At 68.7% G+C, this 24,572-nt stretch carries 22 protein-coding genes and 1 pseudogene; 6 read left to right on the plus strand and 17 right to left on the minus strand.

Translation table 11 applies throughout. The features are described 5' to 3' along the window. Positions 1-11: 11 nt before the first annotated feature. Both KDK95_RS06645 and KDK95_RS06650 read right to left on the minus strand, forming a co-directional pair. Positions 12-899 carry a LysR family transcriptional regulator gene (locus tag KDK95_RS06645; protein ID WP_212517126.1) on the minus strand — a complete coding sequence of 296 codons (888 nt, stop codon included), beginning with the start codon at positions 897-899 and terminating at the stop codon, positions 12-14. A 122-nt stretch (positions 900-1,021) separates the two neighbouring features. Then, positions 1,022-1,879 (minus strand): NAD-dependent epimerase/dehydratase family protein, encoded by an 858-nt coding sequence (locus tag KDK95_RS06650; protein ID WP_212517127.1) that lies wholly within the window; start codon positions 1,877-1,879, stop codon positions 1,022-1,024. A gap of 275 nt (positions 1,880-2,154) precedes the next feature. Here KDK95_RS06650 and KDK95_RS06655 point away from each other — a divergent pair, with 275 nt between their 5' ends. After that, entirely contained in the window at positions 2,155-2,925 is a 771-nt protein-coding gene (locus tag KDK95_RS06655; RefSeq protein ID WP_212517128.1) for an SDR family NAD(P)-dependent oxidoreductase, read from the plus strand. A 28-nt stretch (positions 2,926-2,953) separates the two neighbouring features. Here the strand turns inward: KDK95_RS06655 and KDK95_RS06660 are convergent, their stop codons facing one another. After that, positions 2,954-3,307 (minus strand): hypothetical protein, encoded by a 354-nt coding sequence (locus KDK95_RS06660; protein WP_212517129.1) that lies wholly within the window; start codon positions 3,305-3,307, stop codon positions 2,954-2,956. A gap of 81 nt (positions 3,308-3,388) precedes the next feature. Here KDK95_RS06660 and KDK95_RS06665 point away from each other — a divergent pair, with 81 nt between their 5' ends. Further along, complete coding sequence (locus KDK95_RS06665; RefSeq protein WP_212517130.1) at positions 3,389-3,601, plus strand: hypothetical protein; 213 nt, start codon at positions 3,389-3,391, stop codon at positions 3,599-3,601. Positions 3,602-3,740: 139 nt separating this feature from the next. Here the strand turns inward: KDK95_RS06665 and KDK95_RS06670 are convergent, their stop codons facing one another. Beyond that, on the minus strand, positions 3,741-4,778 hold the full coding sequence (locus KDK95_RS06670) for a zinc-dependent alcohol dehydrogenase (protein WP_212517131.1): 1,038 nt from the start codon (positions 4,776-4,778) through the stop codon (positions 3,741-3,743). A gap of 138 nt (positions 4,779-4,916) precedes the next feature. Between KDK95_RS06670 and KDK95_RS38800 the strand changes: the two are divergent. Then, a pseudogene (locus KDK95_RS38800) lies at positions 4,917-5,033 on the plus strand (IS982 family transposase); the annotation flags it as partial. 81 nt (positions 5,034-5,114) lie between these two features. On the opposite strand, the gene KDK95_RS06675 reads toward KDK95_RS38800, so the two are convergent. From KDK95_RS06675 to KDK95_RS06710, 8 genes are all read right to left on the minus strand, one after another. Continuing rightward, positions 5,115-5,876, minus strand: coding sequence for an SDR family NAD(P)-dependent oxidoreductase (locus KDK95_RS06675; protein ID WP_212517132.1), 762 nt, complete (start codon positions 5,874-5,876; stop codon positions 5,115-5,117). A gap of 12 nt (positions 5,877-5,888) precedes the next feature. After that, positions 5,889-6,896, minus strand: a complete 1,008-nt coding sequence (locus tag KDK95_RS06680; RefSeq protein WP_212517133.1) for a radical SAM protein — start codon at positions 6,894-6,896, stop codon at positions 5,889-5,891. Between the two features lie 254 nt (positions 6,897-7,150). Beyond that, positions 7,151-8,575: a 4-hydroxyphenylacetate 3-hydroxylase N-terminal domain-containing protein gene (locus KDK95_RS06685; RefSeq protein WP_212517134.1), complete on the minus strand. Its 1,425-nt coding sequence runs from the start codon at positions 8,573-8,575 to the stop codon at positions 7,151-7,153. Positions 8,576-8,619: 44 nt separating this feature from the next. Then, on the minus strand, positions 8,620-9,339 hold the full coding sequence (locus KDK95_RS06690) for a hypothetical protein (protein WP_212517135.1): 720 nt from the start codon (positions 9,337-9,339) through the stop codon (positions 8,620-8,622). Next, positions 9,336-9,689 (minus strand): cupin domain-containing protein, encoded by a 354-nt coding sequence (locus KDK95_RS06695; protein WP_212517136.1) that lies wholly within the window; start codon positions 9,687-9,689, stop codon positions 9,336-9,338. The genes KDK95_RS06690 and KDK95_RS06695 overlap by 4 nt, the downstream gene beginning before the upstream one ends. Positions 9,690-9,692: 3 nt before the next feature. After that, on the minus strand, positions 9,693-10,430 hold the full coding sequence (locus KDK95_RS06700; protein ID WP_212517137.1) for an SDR family NAD(P)-dependent oxidoreductase: 738 nt from the start codon (positions 10,428-10,430) through the stop codon (positions 9,693-9,695). 3 nt (positions 10,431-10,433) lie between these two features. Further along, positions 10,434-12,143: a thiamine pyrophosphate-binding protein gene (locus KDK95_RS06705; RefSeq protein ID WP_212517138.1), complete on the minus strand. Its 1,710-nt coding sequence runs from the start codon at positions 12,141-12,143 to the stop codon at positions 10,434-10,436. Positions 12,144-12,147: 4 nt separating this feature from the next. Further along, on the minus strand, positions 12,148-13,194 hold the full coding sequence (locus tag KDK95_RS06710) for a pyridoxal phosphate-dependent aminotransferase (RefSeq protein ID WP_249160489.1): 1,047 nt from the start codon (positions 13,192-13,194) through the stop codon (positions 12,148-12,150). 487 nt (positions 13,195-13,681) lie between these two features. Here KDK95_RS06710 and KDK95_RS37610 point away from each other — a divergent pair, with 487 nt between their 5' ends. From KDK95_RS37610 to KDK95_RS06725, 3 genes are all read left to right on the plus strand, one after another. Beyond that, positions 13,682-15,547, plus strand: a complete 1,866-nt coding sequence (locus KDK95_RS37610; RefSeq protein ID WP_212517140.1) for an ABC transporter ATP-binding protein — start codon at positions 13,682-13,684, stop codon at positions 15,545-15,547. Further along, positions 15,544-17,307, plus strand: a complete 1,764-nt coding sequence (locus tag KDK95_RS37615) for an ABC transporter ATP-binding protein (RefSeq protein ID WP_212517141.1) — start codon at positions 15,544-15,546, stop codon at positions 17,305-17,307. Before KDK95_RS37610 ends, KDK95_RS37615 begins: the two co-directional genes overlap by 4 nt. A 467-nt stretch (positions 17,308-17,774) precedes the next feature. Then, positions 17,775-18,617 carry an LmbU family transcriptional regulator gene (locus tag KDK95_RS06725; RefSeq protein ID WP_212517142.1) on the plus strand — a complete coding sequence of 281 codons (843 nt, stop codon included), beginning with the start codon at positions 17,775-17,777 and terminating at the stop codon, positions 18,615-18,617. A gap of 47 nt (positions 18,618-18,664) precedes the next feature. Here the strand turns inward: KDK95_RS06725 and KDK95_RS06730 are convergent, their stop codons facing one another. From KDK95_RS06730 to KDK95_RS06750, 5 genes are all read right to left on the minus strand, one after another. After that, positions 18,665-19,711, minus strand: coding sequence for a UTP--glucose-1-phosphate uridylyltransferase (locus KDK95_RS06730; RefSeq protein ID WP_212517143.1), 1,047 nt, complete (start codon positions 19,709-19,711; stop codon positions 18,665-18,667). Next, the gene (locus KDK95_RS06735) at positions 19,708-21,234 is read right to left on the minus strand and encodes a thiamine pyrophosphate-dependent enzyme (RefSeq protein WP_212517144.1); all 1,527 of its coding nucleotides are present in this window, start codon (positions 21,232-21,234) and stop codon (positions 19,708-19,710) included. Before KDK95_RS06735 ends, KDK95_RS06730 begins: the two co-directional genes overlap by 4 nt. A 105-nt stretch (positions 21,235-21,339) precedes the next feature. Beyond that, positions 21,340-22,602, minus strand: coding sequence for a glycosyltransferase family 2 protein (locus KDK95_RS06740; protein ID WP_212517145.1), 1,263 nt, complete (start codon positions 22,600-22,602; stop codon positions 21,340-21,342). Between the two features lie 60 nt (positions 22,603-22,662). Further along, on the minus strand, positions 22,663-23,511 hold the full coding sequence (locus KDK95_RS06745; RefSeq protein ID WP_212517146.1) for a glycosyltransferase family 8 protein: 849 nt from the start codon (positions 23,509-23,511) through the stop codon (positions 22,663-22,665). Positions 23,512-23,809: 298 nt separating this feature from the next. Continuing rightward, positions 23,810-24,523 carry an HAD family hydrolase gene (locus tag KDK95_RS06750; RefSeq protein WP_212517147.1) on the minus strand — a complete coding sequence of 238 codons (714 nt, stop codon included), beginning with the start codon at positions 24,521-24,523 and terminating at the stop codon, positions 23,810-23,812. Between the last annotated feature and the right edge of the window lie 49 nt (positions 24,524-24,572).

Raw genomic sequence — 24,572 nt, forward strand, 5'->3', positions numbered from 1 at the left:
AGGCGTATTCTTCAGTCGGTCGCGCGAGCCTCCCGGTGCGGCAGCAGGGCGACGGCGGCTTCGACGAATTCCCGGATGAGGGCGGTGGTGCGTCCGGCGGGCCAGGCCACCGCGACGTGGTTGGGGCTGAGATCCTCGACCGGGATCGTTTCGATGTCCGGCCTGGTGTAGAAGTTCGCGGTGGACGCGGGGATGACCGCGATGCCCTGGCCGCCCGCGACGAGTTCGAGCTTTTCCTCGACGCTGTTGATCGCCGGTACCGGGCGGCGCTCACCGGTGCGCAACTCCAGCGCGATGTCCCGCCATTCGGGGACGGCGTCCGGGTCCTGCAGCAGATGCTCGGCTGCGAGGTCGGCGACCTGGACGGCCTCCTTCCCGGCGAGGCGGTGGCCCGAGGCGACCACGGCGAGGCGCGGCTCATCGTAGAGCGGCCTGATCTCCAGGCCCGCTGGGTCGATCGGGAGCCGGAGGATCCCGACGTCCGCGCGCCCGTCGTGCAGCACGTCGACCTGGTCGTGCCAGCCGGTGCGCAGCATCCGCACGTCGAGCCCGGGGTGGCGCTCGCGCAGCCGGCTGATGACGGGAGTCAGCGTGATCCCGGGCATGAACCCGATCGTGAAGCGGGCGACGCCCTCGCCCGCGGCGAGCACCCGCCGGAGCAACGCGTCCGCGTTCGCCAGCAGGGGTTTGGCGTCGCGGACGAGTTGCTCGCCGGCCGGGGTCAGCTCGGTGTGCCGGCGGTCGCGCATGAACAGTTCCGTACCCAACTCGCCTTCGAGCGCCCGGATCTGGCGGGAGAGCACCGGCTGCGCGATGTGCAGCCGTTCCGCGGCGCGCCCGAAGTGGAGCTCCTCGGCGACCGCGAGGAAGTAGCGAAGCTTGCGCAGGTCGACGTCCATGCGGCTCCTCGGAGGGGGTGCGGGTGGTCTGGATTTTCCGGGTGCTCCGTGCGCTCCGGCTTGCGCAGCTGCCCTGGTCGGTCCGGTCCGGCGGTCCCGGTCGGCGTTGACGATCTGTGTGCTCAGCGGCAGGAGAGATCGGCGAGCGGGTCGGCGTGCGTCGGCGCCCAGCCCAACTCGCGCCGGGCCTTGGCCGCGCTCAGGCGCTGGTCGAGCGCGAACGCGTCCGCGACGGGCCCCATCTGCGCGCGAGCCTGCTCGATCGTGATCGAGGCCGTCTTGCCCTCCAGTCCGGCACCGCGCGCCGCCGCCTCGGCGACCTGCTTCATCGTCGGGTGGCCCTCGCCGACTCCGATATAGACCGATCCCGCCTTGCCCGATATCGCTGCGGCGTAGAGCGTGGCGACGTCGTCGACGTGCACGAGCGCCCACCGGTTCGCACCGTTGCCGATATACGGAATGGCACCGTTCAGCTTACCGGGCGTGATGAAGAAGTGATCGATCAGCCGGTTGTCGCCGCCGTAGAGCAGCCCCGGCTGAACGATGACGGGACGGGCGCCATCGGCGGCCCGCGCCAGGACCGCGTCCTCGACCGGCCGTCGCCACGCCACCACGCTCGGCGGGTTCCACGGCGCGGTCTCGTCCGCCACGCCATCGGTGTCGCCGTAGACCCAACTGCCGCCGGTGTGCACGTAGGCCCCGGCCCCCGCGCCGTCCTGCATCGCCTCGGCCGCGGCGAGATCCATTTCCGGAGAATCGGCCTGCGCGAGATGGATCACCGCCTCGGCGCCGGCCGCCGCGTGGTTGAGCACGTCCAGGTCGGTCAGTGAGCCGCGTACCGCAGCCGCACCCGCTCCGGTCACGGCCTGCGCCGACTGCTCGCCGCGGGCCAGCGCCTGCACGACGTGGCCGCGCCGCACCAGTTCCGCGATCGTGGCCCGGCCGATGTAGCCGGATCCACCGGTCAGGAAAATCCTCATGTCGTCCCTCGTCGTTCTCGGTCGTTGATCGTCGGCCCGCGGCGGCCCTCGTCGTCCACCGGGCTCGCGTCCAGCATGCGGCCTGATCAACGGCACCGTCCAAGACCTGTTCCGCCCTTTGTGATACCCGCAGGGCATCACATGCGGCCTGAGCCGCGCTGATGCCGCGAGGGCACCACAGGGCGAGCAACAGGTCTTGGACAGCGGCCCACCGCCGGACCGAATGTGGAACCGACACCCGAAGCAACCTCTAACACCCCTCGGGAGGTATGACGATGGCTCACGTCCTGATCACCGGATCCTCCGACGGCCTCGGCCTGATGGCCGGCCGCCTGCTGACCGACCAAGGCCACACGGTCACTCTGCACGCGCGCAACACCGAGCGGGCCGCACATGCCCGTGCGGCGCTGCCCGCCGCCGAAGACGTGCTGGTGGCAGACCTGCGCACGCTCGACGGGATCCGTGGGCTGGCCGACGCGGCCAACGCGGCGGCCCGGTTCGACGCCGCGATCCACAATGCGGGCATCGGCTACCGCGAACCGCGCCGCGTCGAGACCGCCGATGGCCTGTCCGAACTGTTCACCGTGAATGTGCTCGCCCCCTACCTGCTGACCGCGCTCATGACGCGCCCCGGTCGGCTGGTCTACCTCAGCTCGGGCATGGCCCGTAGCGGAGATCCCGATCTGACCGATCCGCAGTGGACCCATCGGCGCTGGAACGGGGCACAGGCCTACAGCGACAGCAAGCTGTTCGACGTCCTGCTCGCCTTCGGTGTCGCACGGCGCTGGCCGGAGGTCAGCTCGAACTCCGTGGAGCCCGGGTGGGTGCCGACGAAGATGGGCGGTCCCGGCGCGCCGGACGACCTGGATCAGGGCCCGGTGACGCAGGCGTGGCTCGCCGTCAGCGATGACGAGGCCGCGAAGGTCACCGGCCGGCACTTCTACCACCGCCAGGAGCGTTCCGTCTCCGCCGAGGCGCGCGAGCCCGCGATCCAAGACGCCCTGCTCGACTACTGCGCCGAACTCACCGGTACCGCGATCAAGTAGCTGAATCAGCAAGCGTGAATCAGGCAACTTAACACGCATCAGATATCGGAGCACTCGTCATGCCCAACGAAACTTTGATCACCGGCGGCCACGTCGTGACGCTCGACGATGCGTTCGGCCCCGGGTACTCCCCGAGGGGCTCGAAGCCCGCGGCGAGCATCTCCGCCCTTGCCGCAGCGGCATCGACCACGAGGCCCTTGCAGTGCTTGCAGCCCTTGCCCGCGCGTACGTTGCTCAGCGTCCGCTCAAGCTCTTCTTTGCAGGTCATGCACTTGACAAGCCACTTCCTGTCGACGCCCTGGTAGGAGCCGATGGGCTCGAAGCCTGCAGCCCGCATCTCATCCTCGGCCTGAGCATTCGTCAGCCTCACTCCCGCAGCCATGGCCGCTAAGATAGGGAAGTCCACTGACACGTCGAGCGAATCTATACTCCCAAGGCTCGAGTGGCTTGAACCGAACCCACCGTGGCGGCCCGATCCGACGTCACCGACCGTGACGCCGCCCGCGAGGTCCTGCTCCAGCTGTGCCTGGAGCACCCCGGGATCACCCAGGTGTGGGCCGACCAGGGCTACAGCGGCGAACTCGTCGCCTGGGCCAAGGACACCCTCGGACTGCTGCTGCGCATCTCGAAGAAACCCCCGGGCCAGGTCGGATTCAAGGCGGACAGGGAGTGCTGAGGTCTTCCTAGGACGATCAGGGACACCCACCGCGCTCAGATCCCGCCTACCGTCGGCCCTTGCGTCGAGGTGCTGCGCGGGCTGGGCCCGACGGCCGTGGACGTGCGGCGCATGACCACGACCGTCCTTGAGGACGGGCTCAGCCGCCGATCCGGACCACGGCGCGGCACGAGGTGGCGCCACCCGACCGGAGCCGGGCGAAGCTCTCCGGGAACTGCTCGAGCGAGATGACGTCGCCGAGCAGAAGGTCAGGCTTCTCCTCGCGCTCGACGACCCCGACCGCCTCCGGGATGGTGTTGCGGATCGTCCTGGACATCTTGATGGTCAGCGCCTTCTTCCTCGCCTCGGAGTGCGAGAGGGAAAGCGCGTCGTCCTCGGCGATCCCGACGACGATCACCTTTCCGCCGGCGGCGGTGAGCGTCGTGGCGTTGCCCAGGGACGACCTGGCCCCGGCGGCCTCGAAGTAGAGGTCGACCGGCCCGATGCCGGCGTCCAGCATCTCCCCCGCGATCTTCTCGGCGTTCTTGCCGGATGGGTCCACGACCAGGTCGGCGCCCAGCTTCAGGGCGACCTCCCGCCGATCGGCTCTCGGCTCCGCCACCACGAGGGGGTGGACGCCGGACTGCTTCAGCAGAAGCACCAGGCACGCGCCGATTCCGCCGCCGCCGGCGACGAACGCGCTCTGGCCGATGCGCGGCCGGCCGAGGCTCAGGGCGTGCAGGCCGACTGCGAGAGGCTCGACCAGTACGCCTCGAAGCGGCTGCGACAGCCGCACCGGGTGCAGATGGTCGACCGGGTACTTCACGTAGTCCTGGAGGAAGCCTCCGGCGGCACCGAACCCCGCGAAAATCGAGTGAGGGCACAGATTGGGCTTGCCGCTCCGGCAGTACCCGCACTGCCCGCAGGGAATCCCCGGGTTGGCGACGACGAAGTCGCCTACCCGGGCGCGGTCCGACGCGCTGCCGACGGATATGACCTGGCCGACCATCTCGTGTCCGAGAACCATCGGTTCGGCGACCTTCGGCGTCGCGGCGGTGAAGCCCATGTCGGAGCCGCAGATACCGCAGTAGAGCACGCGCACCAGCGCCTCGGACGGAGCCAGCTCCTCGTCGAGGAGACCTACCTCGAGCTCGAAGCTGTCCTCACCGAGGTAGTTGACCTGCCGATTGGGCAACATCGATTCTCCCAGCTGGAGGACTGATCGGGTTTCGTTGCGTGGGGGTGGCGAAGCTGTCGAGTCGCGGCGGGTGATCACGAAGGGTGTGTCCAGGCCGTATAAAGAAGCACGCCTCTGACCTGGACGTTCGCTACCGGCATCGACCTGGGCACCCTTCTGATTGCGCTCTCCGTGGAACTGACCGACCGCATCGTGCCTTCGATGGAATCCGCCCCGGACCGCCCCGGGCGCCCGCCGGAGGTCACCGATGCCGACTCGTGTCTTCGTCCACGAGCCATCGGCCCGACCAGCACCAGCGACCGCGCCACCCCTAGGCAACGAAACCCGATCAATCGTCTAGGCGCTGAGGTAGCCGCCGTCGACCACGAGGGTCGTTCCGGTCATGTAGTCCGAGGCCGCCGAGACGAGGAACGCCACCGGGCCGACCATGTCCGCCACCGATCCCCACCGCCCGAGCGGAATCCGGGCGAGGAACGGCGCGCTGAGCGCCTCGTCGGTGATGAGCTGGTCGGTCATCTCCGTGTGGATGTAGCCGGGGGCAACCGCGTTGACGGTGATGCCGAAGGGCCCGAGCTCGGCGGCGAGCGCCTTCGTCAGACCCGCGACCGCGTGCTTCGAGGCGGTGTAGGCGATGCAGCGCCGGCCGCCCGTGATCGAGGTCAGCGAGGAGATGTTGATGATCTTCGCGCGCGCGTCGCGGGCCTTGCAGTTCTGCGCCATGAACTGGGCCAGCTTAAAGACGGCACTGGCATTGACATCAAGGACCTGGTTCCAGTCCTCCCAGGAGTAGTCCCACATCCACTCCCGGAGGTTGATCCCGGCGCAGTTGACGAGCACGTTCGGGCTGCCCCCGAGGGAGTCCTCCGCGAAGCGCCACAGCGCTTGCAGATCGTCTCGGACGATGCCCTCGAGGTCCATCCGGTACATCTTCGGGCCCGCGACGGTGTAGGTCCCGCTGGGCGCTTCGAGGCGGCTGTGGTACGTCGCCGCCACGGAGGCGCCCAGCTCGGCCAGGCCCCAGGCCAGTTCGGCGCCGATGCCGGATCCACCGCCGGTGACGATGATCCTGCTCGAGCGGATGTCGAACAACTCGCGCACGCGCTGCCCCCTTCAGGACGTCTGTATCCGTGCGAAGAAATCCTCGGAGCGGATCGCGAAGGATTCGGAGCCGAACCGCTTCAGGTACCCGGTGAAGATGTTCTCGACCTCGCTGCCGCTCATGTCCCTGGTCTCGTGCCCGTTCATGTTCGGGACGTTGCAGAAGCTGAGGTATCCCCCGGTCGAGAGCCGGAGCTGGTACAGGCCCTCCTGGCAGTAGAACGGGCACCCGTCGCACTCCGGCAGGCGCAGCGAGGTCGCGGCGCTCTTGGTGTAGGCGGTGAAGCCGTCGCGCGGGGACGTGCAGGACTCGATCGCAGCGCCGTACTCCTCGAAGAACCCGAACGTCGAGAACTCACCCCCGAGGTTCGCGGCGACGATGGCCTGGACCTCCTTCGGGTCGACGTACTCTGAGAAGAAGTACTCCCGCGAGGCCGACTGATCCCGGTCGTAATAGTAGAGCAGCTCGAGGAACAGGATCTCCGGAATCCCGAATGACCGGCATGTCTCGATGGCGAGCGGGATCTCGTCGATCTTCGACCGCACCGCGACCGTGTTGACCCGGATCTTCAGGAACTCCTGCGCCATCCGCATGTTGTCCAGGACCTTGGGCAGGCGGTCCAGCCCCGTGCTCTCGGCGAAGCCCTCGCGGGTGAAGGAGGGGAGCGAGATCTTCAGGACGTTGAGTCCGGCCGAGGCCAGGTCGCGCACAAGGGCCGGACGCATGGTCACGCCGTTGGAGTTGATCTCCGGCACAGCGCCCAGTTCACGCACCTGCTCCACCAGCTTGGCGATGCCGCGGAAGAGCAGCGGCTCGCCGCCGGTGAACTGGACGTACTCTCCGCCGGTCGCCACGTAGGCCCTGAGCACCTTGAGCAGTTGCTCGCGCTCGAGGCTGGTGCCGAAGAGGTAATCCGGCTGGAAATTCTCCATCGCCTCCGGGGGACCACCGCAGAACTGGCAATGGAGCTGGCACTTTTCCGTGATCGATACGCGTAGCTTGGGCAGCCTCTTGATCATGTCAACGACTCCCTTCTGGTTTCATTGTGAATATGGACTCTAACATGTGGTTCAATGAGTGTCTACCCTGAATTGCGTAGACTCTGCAAGACGGGATCATCATTCGGGGTTCAGTGGGTTGATTTCTCGCCCGATCCGGTCCATGCATTCTTTTTTCGGGTAGGAGTGATCGTTGGGTGGCCGCCCGGCCTGGTTCTCGTGGATTTCCGGTTGTCTCGGCTGGACGTGATCGCGCTGGTCAGTTGGCCGGGCGGTCAGGCGAATACAGGAGTGGCGGCCGTGAGCAGTTTGTCGACCGGCTTTCTCACCAGCGCCAGATCCATTCTGTTGAACGCCGAGGAATACGCCCGGGCCGGTTCGCCAGCGAAGTAGCGCTCGAACAGGCTCTGCCGCCGGCCGAAGGACGAGCCGGTGAGTTCTCTGGCGATTGCGAACAACTGCACCCGGCTGAGACCTCCGATCGTCGCGCCTTGAAAATAGTGCTCGATAGTTTCCAGGACCTCTTCCTCCGCGTCCTCGACGGACGGCGTGAGCATCAGGCCGCCCGCTGCGATCTCCTCCAGCATGGTGAGCGCGGTCGGATAGAAGTCGTTGAAGTAGCGGAGCCCGGCGCTGATGGACCGGGACTGCGGCCGGACGGTGGGTCCGCTCGGCTCCGCGTGCGTGATCGCGGTGGTCAGACAGGCCTCGGTGACGTCGAGCCAGGTGCTGATCCGGCCGAGCTTCTCGGTGATGTTCGGATATCCGGTGATCCCGATGGCCTGAGCCACCGCCGTGCCGACGGCGAGCAGGAAGCGCCCCTTCACCAGCTGGCGCGTGAGCACCTGCTGTCCGACGTGCTCGAAGAATCCACACTCCGCCTTGAACTGGTTGCTCTTGTAGGGATCGGAGAAGATGAAGACCCGTTCCCAGGGAATCAGCACCCGGTCGAAGACCGCGACCGCGTCCATCTCATCGAACCGGCGGGCCAGTTGCCGGTCCGGGCCCGCGTACGAGCCGCGGCAGACGAACGAAAGGCCCTCGGTCCCGACCGGCACCGAGAACCCCAGGCCGAGATCGTAGTCGTCCTCGCGCAGGATGCGCCCGGCGCCCATCACGAGCAGTTCGTCGGCGAGCGGGGCCGACGTCGCCATCATCCGGGCACCGCTCACCCGCACGCCGTTCGAGTTCTCCCCGATGTACTGCAGTGCGATGGGACGCTCGCGGGTGACGAGGTCGCCCAACTCGCGGGAGCGGTCCGTCTGCGGGTTGGTGAAGCTGTGCGTGACGAACAGGTTGCCGGACTTCACGTGCTCGTGGAACCTACGGACGTTGTCTGCGTATTCTCCGAACCAGTCGCTGTGCGCGTTCATCGCTGCCACCCACGTGTGCAGGTAGTCAGGACTTCGTCCGAGAAATCCGTAGGTGGCTTCCGCCAGAATCTCGTACGCACGGCCCCGTGCGCTCAGCGCGGCAGCGTCGACGGGTGGACGGAAGGCCGCGGGATAGCGCGTCGCCCCATCGTCGTACGCCAACTGCCCGGCCAGGTCCTCGCGCAGTTGCAGGTCGTACAGGGCACCGATCTCCAGCGCATTGCCCCGAAGGTGCTCGGAGCCGAGAACCCGGTCGACCAGCCGGCCGTTCAGCCAGATCCTCCGGTCGTCGTCGATGGCCGCGAAGTAGTCACGCGAATTCCTCAATGCTCCTCCGTTCCGTCCTCAGCGGACAGGCTGATATGTGCGCGTCACAGCACTCGCCACCCGCTCGTCGCGTCGACATCGTCGCGAATGCCGAGGAGCCCGGCCAGATCGTCGCCGAAGAACGGCGCCAGCAGATCGGTCCGGCTCAGGAAAGGCCGGCCGCCCAGCGTTCCGAAGAGCAGGTCCCAGAGGAAGATCGCCGTCCCCTCCGTGACGGGCGCGTAGTCGGCGACGATCTGGGAGACGACCTGTGCCTGGGGGCATGCGGTCTTTACGAAGTTGATCGCCTCTCTCGTGGCGAGAACCGTCCTGACCGACACCGGGCCACGCCAGGACGCGGGCGGCAGGGAGGAGAGGACTGACACCGCCGTCTTGCCCGAGAACATGATGTCGTCGAGCACTGTGAGCGGCCCGCCGGCGAGCGGCAGAACCTGAAGGTCTTCCTCAACCTCCACGGCGGCCGTCTCGCCGTGGGTACCGTGTCTTCGCTTCGGATGAACGGCGATGACCGCGCAGTCGCGACTCGCGTGCGCGAAACGCGCCGCGAGGATCCGCGGGCGCGTGCCGACGACCAGCGCGGTGGCGCAGGCGCCGTGGGCGGTGGCTTCCCAGAGGCTCCGGAATCCGGCGAAGTCGATGTAGCTCACCTGTGCCGGAGCCGTTCGCGTGAGGCTGTCTATGCGGTGGCGGAGCGACCTCTCCATGCCCGCCATGTCGTCGCAGACGCCGAACAGCGGAAGGTCGTCGATGAGGTGCAGCTTCATCGCGGCGCCTCGATGTCGAAGGCCTCGACCAGCACGATCCGATCCGTCTGGAGGAGGGACTGCGGCCAGTGCCAGTGCCGCAGTTCCAGCGCGTCCCTTTGGCACCGGAAGGCGTGTTCGCAGTTGGGCGACATGATGAACAGGTCGCCTGGATTGAGTTCCACCGCCTGCCCGGCCAGCGAGGCCAGGCCGGTGCCCGCCGCCACGAAGGTGATCTGTCCCATGATCCGGTGCACGACGAGGGGATGCGGGCTGTCGGTCGTCAGCACCTGGGGCGGCTCGCCCAATGCGTCCAACATCGCGGTCAGGACGGGTCGCATCTCATCGCTGACCTTCAGTGCTTGAAACATGCTCTATCCCATCGTCAGGGTTCCGCAGACGTTGATGGCCTGGCCGTTGACCGCGCGCCCGGCCAGGGCGAGCCAGCGGATGACGTCGGCGACCTCGTCGGGCTCCAACAGGCGCCCGAGCCCGGTCCGACGGGCCATCGCGGCCTGGTATTCATCCGGACGCAGACCGTGCAGCCGCGAGATCTCGCGGCGCCCGTCGTCCGCCCCGGCGGTGTCCACCGCCCCCGGGCACACGCAGTTCGCCCGCACCCCGAACGGACCGACCTCCGCGGCCAGACTCTGGGTGTAGGCGATCAGACCGGCGTTCGCGGCGCTATAGGCGGGCAGGTAGGCGACGCCCGGTTTCGCAGCGGTTGACGACACGTTCACGATGGAGCCCTGACCTGCCGCGCGCATCGGCTCGACGACGACGCGCGTGAGCATCATCGGAGCGACGAGGTTCAACGTGAGGTCGTGCTGGATGTGGTCGGGCGTGATCGCGATGGCCGTCGCTGGCTGGGCTCCCCCGGCGTTGTTGACCAGCACCTCCGGCGTGACCCCGCGCGACGTCAGGTACTCGGCCAGCTCCTGGCACGCGGCCGCCACCGTCGACCCCTCGGCGAGGTCCGCCTTGATGAACATCGCGCAGTGCTGAGGCCGGGTCAACCCGAGCACGATGCAGTCGTGGCTGTCGGAGAATCGGCGCAGCACCGCCGCGCCGATCCCGCGAGAGGCCCCTGTGATGATCGCTGTCGGCCTCATGCGTCAGTCTTCGATCCAGCCGCGCAGGCATGCCGGCACCTCGTCCGGATGACAGAGCACCTCTACGCCGACCGTTCCGCGCGTCGCCAGCGCGGCCGCCAGCACCTCGTCGACCTGGTCGGCGTGGTCGATACGGAAGGTGCGAAGCCCCATCGCGCTCATCCACTGGGCGAAGTCGATGCTGGGGATGTCGGTTCCCATGGGTTCGCGATCGAAGTCCAACCGCTGGCCGAGGCGGACGCGGCCGTGGCTGCGGTTGTTGAAGACGACGACGAGGAGGTTGAGTTCGTGCTCGGCGGCGACGGTCAGTTCGGCGCCGTGCATGAGCATGGAGCCGTCCCCGGTGACGCAGACTGTGAGCGGCCCTCGCCCTGCGGCGCCTTCCTGACCGGCCGCCATGGCCATGCCGACCGACGCGCCGATCGCCCAGCCCATGGCGCCCACGCCGCAGTTGAGCTGTACTCCACCGGTTCGGCCGGCGCGGCACAGCGAGATCGTGTCGAGCCAGTGGTTGCCGGCGTCCGGGATGACCACGGCGTCCGGAGGCAGCATCCGGCTCAGCCGGGAAATCGTGCCGGCCACGGACGGCATCCCGTGCGACTCGGGCTTCTGACGCAGCGCTGCTCGCTCGGCGCGCTTCTGGAAGGCCGACACAAGCTCGGCTGCGGAGCAATCCGGCTCTGCGGCGGTGTCGGTACCGCCTGCGGCTATGGCCGACGTCAGCGCCGACACGGCTTCCCGCGCGTCTCCGACGATGCCGATATCGGCCCGCATCCGGAAGCCGACCTGCTCGGCGGAGATGTCGATGCGAATCGTCGCGGCGTTCTCGAGGACCGCTGCCAGCGGGTTCGCGTAGTAGCGCGACAGGCTGGCGCCGACGACAAGGACGACGTCCGGCTGGTAGGACGACACCGCTTGGGCGATGTCAGACCGTTGACCCGGACCGAAGTGGCCGAGCAGCATGGGGTGATCGCGAGGCAGGCAGGACACTGCCTTCGTCGACGTCACGACGACCGCTCCCAACTGCGTGGACAGTCGAGCGATCTCCGGTTGCGCGCGGGCGAGCATGCTGCCCCAGCCGGCGAGAATCAGCGGGCGGCGCGCTGAGCGAAGCAGTTCCGCCGCAGCGAGGACGCATGGCGCGGCCGGCACGTCGCCGACGGTCGGCGGGGAGGCCGACCGCGACGGCGGAACCGGGATGTCGAGCTGCTGCTGGTCCAGGGGGATGCTCAGGTGCACGGGGCCCCGGCGTCCGCTGAGCGCCAACGTGATCGCGGTGTCGATCATGAACGCGGCGTTCTCCGGGGCGACGATCTCCAGCGCGGTCTTGGTGATGGGCGCGAGCAGGGCGGCCGGGGAGGCCGATCGGTCCAGCAGGAAAGACTCCTGGAACACTCCGCGGCCGAAGGTCGTGGGCGAGCCCTGGCCCGAGATGACCAGCATGGGCACGGAATCCTGATAGGCCGATGCCACGCCGGTCGCCGTATTGGTGACGCCGGGGCCGGACGTCGTCAGGACGACGCCGAGGTTTCCGGTCGCACGGGCGTAACCGTCGGCCATGAACGCGGCGCCGCCCTCGTGGCGGGCCAGGATGATCTGGGGATCTTTCCGGAACGCGTGCCATACCGGCATCACGAAGTAGCCCGGCACGCCGAAGGCCCGGGTCACCCCCGCAGCGGCCAATTGCTGGTGCAGATAGCCCGTCAATATCACGTGCTCACCCCGTTTCCAGTTCCTGCGCGACCTTTTCCAGCGCCGTCCGGATGCTGTCCATCTCGTCCGCGTGTCCGGCGCTGATGCGCACGTGGTCCGGCCACCCCATGTCGGTGAGATCGCGGACGAGCACGCCGTGAACGGCCAGCCTCTCGCTGACGACGTGGGCCGGCCAGGGCAGCTTGACCAGCGTGAAGTTGGTAACCGACGGATTCACCTCGGCCCATGGCTGGGTCGTCAGCCATGCCTCGAAGCTGCGGACGGCTGTGCGAGTGTGCCCGCGGACGACGTCGGTGAACTCGGCGTCGGCCAGACTCGCCTCGGCTGCGGCCAGCGCTACCCGGTTGACGTTGAAGACCAGCACATCCTTGAGGCGCCGCATCCGCTCGCAGATGTCGGGCCGCGTCATCGCGTAGCCGCAGCGCAGGCCGGCGAGACCGTGGATCTTGGAGAAGGTGCGCAGGACGATCACCGGCAGGCCGGCCCGCACGTGCGTTATCGCCGACGTGGCTTCGTCCGGATCCGTGAATTCGATGTATGCCTCGTCGATGACGAGAACAGCGCCGCGCTGGTGCGCGACCCGGGCCAGATACTCGATCTCGGCCGGATCCAGCGCAACGCCCGTCGGATTATGCGGATTACATATGTAGACGACGCTCCGAGAGCGCATCGCACTCGCGCTGGCCTCGGTGTCCATCCTCAGATCCCGTAACGGAAGAATGATCGGGGATTGCCTGGCCGCGCGGACGGCGTTCACGTGTCCGGGATATGTTCGGTCGCCGACAATTGCCCCGGCGGACGGATCGACCAAAGCCAGAGCCGAAATCAACAGGAGTTCATCGATGCCGTTTCCGACGATCACGTGATTCGGCGTCAGATTCTCGCGTCCGGCGATAGCGGCCACAAGCCGCGCCGCCGCGGCATCGGGGTAGCGATTGAGTCTGTCGGCCTCGTCGAGCGCCGCCTGCCGGGCCCGGGGGCTGCAGCCGAACCCGCTCTCGCTCAGGTTGAGCCGCGCGATCGGGTCGCTGGGTGAAGCTATGACCTGCATGGACACCACGCGGTGCAGTCTCGCGGTATCCGATCGCTGGTCGTCATCATCCAATCCTCCAATTACCGGCGAAGAAAACGGTGCGAGGCGACGGTCAATCAGGTTAACTCGGCGACTTCGAGCGGGTGAACCCGGGCGTTCGCAGAGCTTGGAGATGGTGACGCCACGGGACGAGAGGCCAGATAGGAGAGCCCTTACTGCCCCCGGGCTCTAGCGGAGAATATCACTCACTTAGGCCCCTGTGAACCTCGCGGCTGCCGCTGGTAGCCATCGGTTGACCCATGGCTTCGGCGCCTTGACTTCGGGTCCGAGGCCCGCACCGTCCAACCGGACCAAAATCCTGTGACAGTAGCGAACCGGGAACGGCCGGCCTCCGACTATGAGCCCGTCATCGCAGCCGCTACGCTTCCCAAGTGATTTCCGGATCACCCGACATCGTCGGCGGCGATGGGCTCGTTATCTACCGGGATGCTGGAGGAATACGCGGGTGGGGAAGAGAGATCGCGTCCTGGCCTGGCTTCGCCTGGCACGACTGATTCCGCTGGCCGGACCCACGGCCTACCTGCCCATGGGGGTGCTGGCCCTCGCGTACGGTGTGCTGCCGTCGGTGTTCACCGTGGCGATGGGCCTGGTGGTGCGCACGCTCACCGCCGGCCCGGTCGCGCGCATCAGCCCGGCCGAGATCCTCTCGAGGGCAGGCACCGACCTCAAGATCGGCTTCGCCGCGCTGGTCCTGCAGCAGGCGCTCACGCCGCTCCAGGAAGCGGTCGCGGTCCTGGCCGCGCGCCGGATCGACCGGCACACCCTCGCGGACGTCCTGCGCACCGCGCTGCGATCCCCACTGGAGCACGTGGAGGACGAGCGAGCCGTAGACGCGGTCGCAGAGGTGAGCGACGCCTTCGTCCGCAACGCTCCGACGCCGGGCGTCGCCGCCGCCGCGCTGCCCCAGCTTGCCGGGCGCTACCTGCAACTCGTCAGCGCCGTGGTACTGGTCGCGGTCACCATCTCGGTCGGGGTGGCGGTTCTGCTGCTCATCGGCGCGGTCATCCTCCGGTACGGACAGCGTGGGTCCTTGGACAAGTTCGCCGCCGAGCGGGCGAAGCTCGCCGGTGCCCGGCGCCGAATGAACTACATCGAGATGCTCGGCATCGAGCCACGCGCGGCCAAGGAGATCAGGGTCCTCAACCTGCTGCCCTGGCTGCGGCAGCGCTACGACCGGGAGGTCGAGGGATACCTGGTCCCGCTGTGGCGTCGCCGGCGCGCGGTGCTCTTCCGCCCGTTCCTGGTCTACACCGGCATCGGCTTCCTCATCGCGGTGACGGCCTTCGTCCTGCTCGGGCAGGGTTTCGAGCCCGCGCAGGGCGTGGTGTTCCTGGCCGTCGCGATCCAGGCGATCCTGGTGCCGCTGCGCTTCGGCACCTACTTCCCCGAATGCGACATGCAGACGCAGTACGGGATGCAGTGCCAGTCCACGATCGCCGAGTTCCGCGCGTCGGTCGGCCGTCCGGTCGCCCGGCCCGAGCCCGGCGCGCGGCCGACGGCGGCGGCGGTCGAACCGGGCGCGTTGCACGCGATCCGGTTCCGCGAGGTCAGGTTCGGCTACGGCCGACGCGGCGCCGAGGTGCTGCGCGGACTCGACTTCGAACTGCCGGCCGGCCGCTCGACCGCTCTGGTCGGGGTCAACGGCGCCGGCAAGACCACGGTCGTGAAGCTGCTTTCCGGGCTGTACGCGCCGACCGGCGGCCGTATCACGGTCGACGGACGCGACCTGGCCGGACTCGACCCCGCCGGGTGGCGGCGTGAGGTGGCCGTCATCTTCCAGAATTCCGTTCGGTTCGACCTGACGCTGCGGGAGAACCTGTTGCTGGGGGCCGCGCACCGTCCGGTCGACCTGGACGCGATGCACGCGGCGCTGGCCCGGGCCAGCGCGACCGACATCGCCGACCGCCTGCCGCACGGCTTGGACACCGTCCTGTCGCCGGAGTACACCCGGGGCACCGGCCTGTCCGGCGGGCAGTGGCAGCGCATCGCCCTCGCCCGCGCGTTCTACGCGGTCGGACAGGGTGCCACCGTGCTCGTGCTGGACGAGCCGACCGCCCAGCTCGACGTGCGCGCGGAGGTCGACTTCTACGAACGATTCCTGGAGCTGACCGAGGGACTGACCACTTTGGTGATCTCGCACCGCTTCTCCACCGTCCGCCGCGCCGACCGGATCGCGGTGCTGTCCGAGGGCCGGATCGGCGAATCGGGCAGCCACGACGAGCTGCTCGACGCGGACGGCACCTACGCCTCGATGTTCCGCGTGCAGCGCGAGAGGTTCACCGCGGCGCTCGGCCGGGGGGATGACCGGTGAACAGCATCCGCAGCGCCGGGGAGATCCTGCGCATGGCCTGGCGGATGGACCGGGTCAAGATGGTCAAGGCGGCCGTGCTGCTGGGCGGCGGCTTCCTCGCCACGCCGCTGGCCGCGCTCGGCCTGCGTGCGTTCACCAACAGCCTGCTCGCCGGCGAAGCGGACCGGGCCACGCTGCTCGGCCTCCTCCTCGCCGTGCTGCTGATGCTCGAGCTGATGGGCACCCACTTCGCCCATCTGTCGTACTTCGAGCTCGGCGAGATGACCCAGGTCCACCTGCAGCACCGCCTGTTCACCGCCACCAACTCCGTGGTGTCGCTGGCCCGCCGGGAGCAGCCGGACTACGCCAACGACCTGCAGGTCACTCAGTCCCGGGCGTGGAACCTCAACCGCGCGCTCGAGGCCACCCTCCAGTTCGGCGGCCTCCTGGTCCAGCTGTGTGTGAGCACGTTTCTGCTGGCCCGGCTGAACTGGGTGCTCGTCCTGGTGCCGTGCCTGTCGGTACTGCTGATCCTCGCAAGCGCGCGGGCGCAGCGGGCCGTCAACCTCTCGGAGGAGCGGGCCGCCGAGCCGGCCCGCCGGGCCCGGCACTTCCTGCGCCTGGCGACCACCCCGGAGAGCCTGGTCGAGCTGCGGCTCCTGGGCCTGGAGGACGAGGTGGTGGAGCGGCACACGGCGGAGTGGGACGCGACCACCCGGCAGATGTGGCGCGGCCAGAGCCGGGCGGCGCTGATCAAGAGCCTGGGTCAGCTCGGCTTCGCCCTCGGATATGCGGGCGCGCTGATCTTCGTGTTCCGGCAGATCGCCGGCGACACGGCCACGGTCGGCGATTTCGTCTTGGTGCTCGCGCTCGCGGTGCAGACCACCATGCAGATCAGTACTGCGGTGACCCTGCTGGCCGTGCTGCAGCAGTCGTCGGTGACGATCGGGCGGATCACCCGGCTGGCCGACGCGGAGCCCGGCCCGGCCCCCGCGCACCGTGAGCCGATCCCCGGGGCCGGACTGCGCCTCGAGCACGTCACGTTCAGCTACCACGGGGGCGCCGAGCCGGTTCTGAGGGACGTGAACCTGTCGATCCCGCCCGGCGCGAGGGTCGCGGTGGTCGGCGAGAACGGCGCCGGCAAGACGACCCTCGTCAAACTCATGTGCGGGTTGTACCAGCCGACCTCCGGCCGGATTTCGCTCAACGGGCACGCGGTCGACACGGGCGAGATGTCGGTGGCAGCCCTCTTCCAGGACTTCGCCAGGGTCGAGTTGTCGTTGCGCGACAGCATCGGCATCGGGAAGTGCCGGGGCGCCGAGCCCGCGGACGACGGCGCGGTGCACGCCGCCTTGGAGCGGGCGGACACCACGGAGTTGGTCGACCGCCTGCCCGACGGCTTGGACGGCATCCTGGGCACCCACTACACCGACGGCGCGGAACTGTCCGGCGGCCAGTGGCAGCGCGTCGGCCTGGCGCGTGCGCTGGTGCCGGAGTCCCCGGCGTTGCTGATGCTGGACGAGCCGGCGGCCGCACTCGACCCGACGGCCGAGCACGCCCTCTTCGAGCGGTTCGCGGTGGCCGCGGGGGCGCAGGAGCGCCGCAGCGCGATCACCGTCTACGTCTCGCACCGGTTCTCGACCGTACGGATGGCCGACCTCATCGTCGTGATGGAGCGCGGAAGGGTCGCCGCGGCCGGCACGCACGACGAGCTCATGCGCGCCGGCGGCACGTACGCCGAGCTCTACACCATGCAGGCCCGGGCCTACGCCGACGTCTGACGGCTTCATTTCCACCCCTTTCGCGCATGGCCTTCCCGCCATTCGGCGAGTGTCCACCGCGAGCCGGTTGGTTCCGGAACCTAACCCGTGTCCCGCCGGCGGGACACGGGACCGAGTAAGTGTGCTGTTTATGATCTTTCCCGGCTCGGACCCTCAGGCAAGGGCGTTTTCGCCACACGCACCCCACTAGACAACCTTGACGACGGTGGGGATTATAGAATGATGACCAGGGGGGGAGTCTTGCTGGCCATCCCACGGGCGCACGACGGGGTTCTCAGGCAACTCAGGACTCATCATCCTCAGACGGGGAGGTACATCCACGGCTGGAATACACACACCATGAGCTCTGTCGGGGCTTGCCCACAACGTGTCACGCCCCCGATTCGGCGCGTTTCCTTGAATTCCTATGCCATCCGTACACATGTCGACGATCATTTCGAATTGATGGGAAGTCAGGAGAACAGCTTGTGGCCACCCGCATGGCAGTTCAGGCCGCGGACCGCGGAATCCTCTCCCCCGAAATCCTTCGCACGCGGCCGCGGGGCGTGCGGGCCACGCATGGGGCGCCGCGGGGCCCGGAGCACTGTGCGGCGGGCAAGGAGGCTCGGCACCCGCCGGGGACCGTCGATGCCCTGCCGGGCGATTCGGTCCGGTGCCCGACCGCCTCGCTGACCAGCCTCCGGCTACCGCACAAGCTCACGCTGGAGCGATGGATCGGCATCGGGCGAGACCTGTCGACGACGACCAGTTCCGCAGCCTGGTGGTTGGGCGACTGGCTGATCTACGGGGAAGCGGCCTTCACCGGCCGGTACCGGAACGCGATCGAGCAGACCTCGCTCGACTACAAGACGCTGCGCAACTACGCCTGGGTCGCGCGCAGGTTCCCGCCGGACCGCCGGCACGAGACGCTCAGCTTCGGCCACCACGCCGAGGTCGCCGCGCTGGCGGCACCCGAGCAGGACTTCTGGCTGCGCAAGGCGGCGACGCTGTCCTGGTCGCGCAATAAACTCCGGCGCATCGTCCGGGAGAGCCTGCGCGAGCGAGAGGAGTCACCGATTGCCCGGCACCGCGACGGGGCGCCGCACGCGATCGCGCCCGGCCGCCTGCCGCCGCTCCCCCACGAGGCGGACGACCCCCCGCCGGCCGAACGGCTGAGCGTGCGGTTGACGCACCAGCAACTCGCCGCCATCCGCCAGGCCGCCGACTGCGCCCAGGTGCCGGTCGACACCTGGGCCGCCAGGATCCTGCTGAAGGAGGCCGCGCGCAGCGCCGTCGGGAAAGGCGGTGACCGGGAGCGGCCCGACGCATAGGGCTGATGTACGCCGCGGGGCGTTTCGGCGGCAGCCGGGAACGCCCCTCAGTGCGTTCCGTGCAGATCCTCCAGGGCGGTGCGCAGGACCGCCTCGTGCCTGACCATCTCAGCGCGCGTCTTCAGCGGCAGGAAGCGCCGCTCCGAAACGCCCAGGAAGGCGGCCGGGAGCAGGGTCGCCAGGTGGTGCAGCGGACACTCGATCTGCACCGCCACCCGCCCCTCGACGTCCTTCTCGTAATAGCGCCACGGCAAGGGCAGATCGTCGTCGGTGACGTCGGTGTCGAGGATGAACGTGTTCGTGTTGAGCGGCAACGGCGGGAGCAGTTCCGCGCGCCCGCCGAGTTCCGCGGCGTCCAGCAGCAGCGGACGGCCGTCGAGCCGCACCACCCGCGCGCCGGAGCTCGCCGGGTTGGGCGGACGGACCACTTCCACGCTCACCCTGCGCCCCCGGAGCAGGTGGCTGCCGACGACCAGCGGATCCGGCCGGGCCAGCAGGTTGTCGAGATTCGAGATCAGCAGGTGGCGTACGCCGGACCCGCGCAGCCGGTCCAGCACACCGGACCGGACCAGCGCCCCCGGCAGTTCGCCGTGCCCGGTGGGATACGGCGAGACCTCCCCGTCGCCGGTCCGGAACACCTCGCCGTCCGGGGTCAGCCGGAGTGCGAAACCCTGCTGGAACAGAAAGGGTTCGGGCAGTCCGAGTTCGGCCACGTGCGCACGGATCGGTTCGTGCGTCGCCCACCCGGTCATCACGGCGACCGGCACCGCGCCGCCGTACCGGTCGGCGGCGGCTTGCGCTTGTCGAAGCTTGATCTCAAGGAACGTCTGACCGTCGAGCACCGGGACCGTGGCCTTGACCGCGCCGCCGAAGCGTGTCGCCATCCCCCCGCCGAGCACGACCACCGCGACCTCGCCGCGGCTCAGGGCCGCGGTGCCGGCCGCTTCGGCGGCCGCGTGCTCCGCCGAGCCCGGCGGCGGCAGGTCGACGACGTCCTCCGGCTCCGGGGGCGCCAACGCGCCGAGCACCACGTTGGCCGCCGCCGAAAGCCGTCCGCGGGCAACCGCTTCACTGAAGTCCTCTGCCACGTTCACGGTCGCACCGTGCTCTGCACCATGGCCACCGCCGGCAGCGGGCCGTCGAGCAGGGTCCGGAGACGGTCCGCGCCCTGCTCGCCCTGCTCGTCGACGTGCCAGGCGTCGCACACCGCGATGCCGCAGGCCCGGATCAGCCCGGCCAGGTCGACCGCGGGCAGTGGCTGCCCGCCGGTCTTGGCCTGCACCCCGTTCACGAGCACCACGCTCAGCAGCGGCAGACCGTGCTCGGCGGCGGACACGAGCCCGCCGAGCCCGCTGTGCACGACCGCGTAGTCGCCGATCACCGCGATGGACCGGCGGCCCGCGCGAGCCGCCCCGCCCGCCACCGCGATGGCCGAGCCGAGACTCAGCGCGACGTCCACCGCGTCGTACGGCGGGTAGCACAGCCTGATCGAGGAACCCACATCGGCCGCCACGAACGCGCCGCCGCGATGCAGTTCCGCGATGGCGTGGAAGACCTGCTCGTACGGGCCGAGTGGCGGGACCACGGCGGACTTGCGCTCGATATCCGTCCACGAGCAGGTCTGATCGGTCTCGATCACCTTCAACAGGTCGGCCCTGGTGACCGTCCCCCACAACGGCAGATGGCCGGTGAGCCGACCGCGCAGCCGGCCCGGATCGGCCATCCGGCCGGCCAGCCACTGCTCGGCCACCGGGTCCGGCTCCTCGACCACGATCGTGCGGTCGTGCGCCTCCGCCCACGCCACCACGGAGGCGGGCAGCGGAACCGTCGCTTCGACCGCGAGCACGCAGCAGTTCATCTCGACGGCGGTGATCGCGGTTCCGCCGACGGCGATCACCGCCGTCCGGCAGTCCCCGCCGCAACGGTCGAGGATCAGACCGGCCCGGTCGACGAAGGAGCGGATCAGCGGCGCGGTGACCAAAAAGCGGCGTTGATGGCGGCCGAATTTCGTCAGCTTGTGCGCCACGTCCGGGTCGAGGCGAGGAGCCGGCGAACGGGTCGGCACCCTGATCGGCGAGGCGGGAGCAGCTTCGGGCCGAGCGCTGCAGTCCCGGTGCAGCGTCGGGGTGATCCGGATCAGCACCGGCACCCCAGCCTGCTCGGAGAGTTCGACGGCGCTCTCAACCAGGTGATCCGCATCGCCGAGCAACGTCGGTTCCAGCACCGGCACCCCGGCTATCTCGGCCAACCGCCGCGAGTCCTGCACCGACGTCGAGCCGTTGGCGTCCGGGTCGTCGCCCACCACGAGCAGCACGGCGGCACCGGTCGAGTGCACCGTGGCGTTCAGCAGCGAGTCCAGCGCGATGTTCAGGCCGTTGTGCTTGAACACCACGGCGGAGCGCACGCCCGCGGCGGACAGGCCGACGGCCTCCTCGACGGCGGACTTCTCGTTGACCGCCCACTCGAAGCGCTCCGCGCCGTGCTCGGCCAGAATCTCGGCGACGTGCGTGCTCGGCGCACCCGCTACCGCCGAGGTGCGATCGATGTGCCGGAGCAGCGCCTGCGCCAGATGCCGGCAAGCCTGCGCGTCCGGGGTCTTCGCCCGATCGTCGGACATGATCCTCACCTTCTTGCCACCGGCGCGCCGGTGCACAGGATGAATGCGCGGTCGATGAAGCAGCGGTGTCCCGCCGGCGGGAAAGTCGCGAAGTCGGGGCCCGGTTCACCCGCGCCGGCGGATCTCGGTGACGAAGACGTGAGGCGTTCCCGGCAGGGTCCGGGCGTCCAAGAACGAGTTCTCCAGGATGCAGCCCAGATCGGCCGGCTGGGCGATCGGCGAAGCCGGCTCGGATTCGCGGGTGCCTGCCAGGTAGACGGTCGGTGCGAGCCGCAGACCCTCGACGATGAGCGCGGACAGGTCGCCCGGCGTGAGGATCCGCCAGTTGTCCCAGTGGACCACGTCGCCGAAACTGTCGTCGTCGAACAGGGTGCTGATGCCGATCAGCGGCCGGTTCGTCGCCGAGCGGGGCTGCGTGCAGTCCAGAGTGGCGGCGGGCGTGCTGGACAGTTGATCGCCCAGCCGCCCGGCCCAGAGCCGGTCGGCGTTGCCCGGCAGGATGTCCTGGAGGTCCTTCAACGCCGCGTCCGACCCTCCCCCCGGCCGCAGCAGGTACCGCGCGTATTGCGGCTGAGACTGCACCGAAAGGCGGTTGCCGCTGCGGAGCCTCTCGATGTCGAAGTGCTGGTGCTTGTGTTCGAAATACGTGAGCCCTTCCGCCGCGCCAGCCCAGTTCTTGACGGAATTGAGGAAATGCGGGACGTGGCACACGGTAGCCTCCGGAACAAAGAGGAAACGTTGTCCGTCTCGCTGCCAGTGTGTGTAGACGCGGTAGCCGAACTCCGTGTCCTCGTATCCCCAGTTGCGGAAGTTCTCGTCGAACCCGCCGACGTCCTCGTATACGCGGCGCGGGAGCGAGAAGTTATGCGAGATCGTGAACAGCCAGGGCGAAGCCTCCAGCAGTCCCGGCTGTTCGAGCCCGTAGTAATATCGGAGGTCGTCCTGTTCGCGGCTGACGTCCCAGGGGGTGGCGTCGGCGTCGGCCACCCCGTGCAGGGTGGCCCAGTCCGGCTCGATCCGCCGGCCAAGTACCAGCAGATCGTGCGACGTGTGCCGCTTCAGATGAACGCTCACCAGGTCCGGGTGGGCGATCGAGTCGGCGTCCAGAAACAGCAGGAGTTCGCCGGAGGCGGCGGCGACGGCAGTGTTGCGGGCCGCGGATCGGCCGCGGTTCTCCTCGTGCCGCACCACCCGCACCGCCAGATCGGGGTACTCCCCCGCCACGTCCCGCCCGACCGGCTCGGGGCTCGCGTCGTCGGCGATGACGACCTCGAAGGCATCGGAAGGCGCGGTCTGACCGGCGAGGGACTTCAGGGTCCGCGCCAGCGCTTCGGGCTGCGCGTAGGCCGGAATGATGATCGACAGCATGAGCAGTCCTCTCCCCTTCGCCCGGCGTCCGCCGCGTTGCCTCGAGCGCCCGCGAACCGGTCAGGCGACCGGATCGAAGACGGCGGGCTGGAAGCGGCGATACAGGTCGCGCATCTCAGAAGCCGGATAGTCGTCGTTCCAGGGCTTCAGGCGACCGCCGAAGTGGATGATGGCGGCGTCCTTCTCGGCCTCGACCAGTTCGGCGAGTGGATTGACGTCCTCGGCCGGGTGGACGTAGTCGGGTCCGCGCGGGGACATCGCGAAGGTGTCCCAGCGGTACTCGAGCCGCTGCCAGTCGTCTGCGGCGGCGTAGTTGAGCGCGTCCTGGTCGGGGAAGCCGACCTTGTCGGGGTTGGCGATCAGGAACTCGGCCGCTCGCTCGAACAGGCGGGTACCGCGGATCCGGGGGAGGTCGAGCAGCATGACGGCGCTGCAGAAGTACTCGCGGCCCTCGGGGAGGCCGAACTCCCGCCAGAAGCGCAGTCCGGGACCGTGCCCGAGCAGCGGGCTGATCGGGTCGCGGACGGCGCCGACAGGGTGCCCGCCGAGGTCGCGCTCGAGCAGCGGCCGCAAGTCCGCGAGCACCAGCGTGTCGGCGTCCATGTACAGCACCCGCGGCTCGTCCTCGATCACGTCGGGGATGGTCATCCGCGCGAACACGGCCCTGCTGTACCAGGCCGTGACCGGCAGGTTCGAATCGGTTTCGGGGATCGCGCGGATCTCGACCGCCAGGCCGAGGGCCGCGCCGTCGCGCAGGATCGACGCCGTACTCCCGGACGAGAGCCCCTGGTCCAGGACGATGAACCGCAGTTCCCCGACCGCCGGACCGTGTGCCGCCGCGATGGACCGCATCACGGTGCGCAGTGGCTCGACATAGCCGTCGTCGATCGCGCAGACAATCGGAGCCAAACCTGTTGCCACGTTCATACGTACCCCAACAAGCATTTGAGTCACGGGAACGGCCCGTCGAATATGAGCGCGACAGATAGTCGGGAAAGTGTTTCTCGAAGAATCCGAGACGAACTTTCACGCCGGCCGGTAAATGGCTGTCCTTCCCTCCCCGTTCATCGTCGCACTGCGAGAATACTGAGCGGCCGCAATGACGTCCAGCAATGTGGCGTGGCAGTGGACTGTCGTCGGCACTTCTGATGTGATGAAGTGCGCGCGCTCTCTTCAATCAGGGCCCTCGGCAGACGTGCCGCCGGAGTCAGCCGGTCAGCGCGTCCGGGAGTTCGTCGAGGGAGTGGATGACCCGGATGCCGTCGCGCACGTCGTGCCCGTAGCTGGCGAATCCGCGGTCCAACCAGAACGCGTGCAGTCCCGCATCGCTGGCTCCCTCGGCGTCGAGGCTGTACTTGTCGCCGACATAGGCGACCTCGTCCGGTGCGAGGCCGAGTGACGCGCAGCCGGCGAGGAAGATGCTCGGTGCGGGCTTGCTCGCGCCGTGCTGGTCGGCGCAGACGACTGCGTCGCCGACGTATTGAAGCAGGCCGATAGCCTGGAGCTTGTGCCGCTGATGGTCGACCGACGCGTTGGAGACGACGCCGAGCCGGTAGTCGGGTGCCAGCCTCCTGAGGACCGGCTCGGCATCGGGAAAGGCGGCCCAGGCCGCGTTGCGGTGGATTTCGTAGCCGGCGAACCACGCGGAGGCCTCCCGATCCGACAGGCCGCGGTAGCCGAGGTGCGAAAGGAACTCCCGGGTGCGTTCACGCTGCTGCCCGGTGAGGGTCTGCTCGCCGTTGAGGTATCGGGCGAAGTGCACCTCCATGATGGCGCGCCAGAGCCGGACCGCGGTGGCGGCGTCGGGGAACCGATCGACCAGTTGCTGCGCCCGCAGGTGGGTGAGCAGACCGGCCTGGTCCGATGCCGAGTAGTCGAACAGAGTGTCGTCTACGTCGAAGAGCACACCTTTGATCGGCACGACGCCTCCCCTTCCGACGCCCGGAGCATGAGTCGGCTCCCCTTGATCG

Source organism: Actinospica acidithermotolerans (assembly GCF_018139625.1).
GTDB classification, from domain to species: domain Bacteria; phylum Actinomycetota; class Actinomycetes; order Streptomycetales; family Catenulisporaceae; genus Actinospica; species Actinospica acidithermotolerans.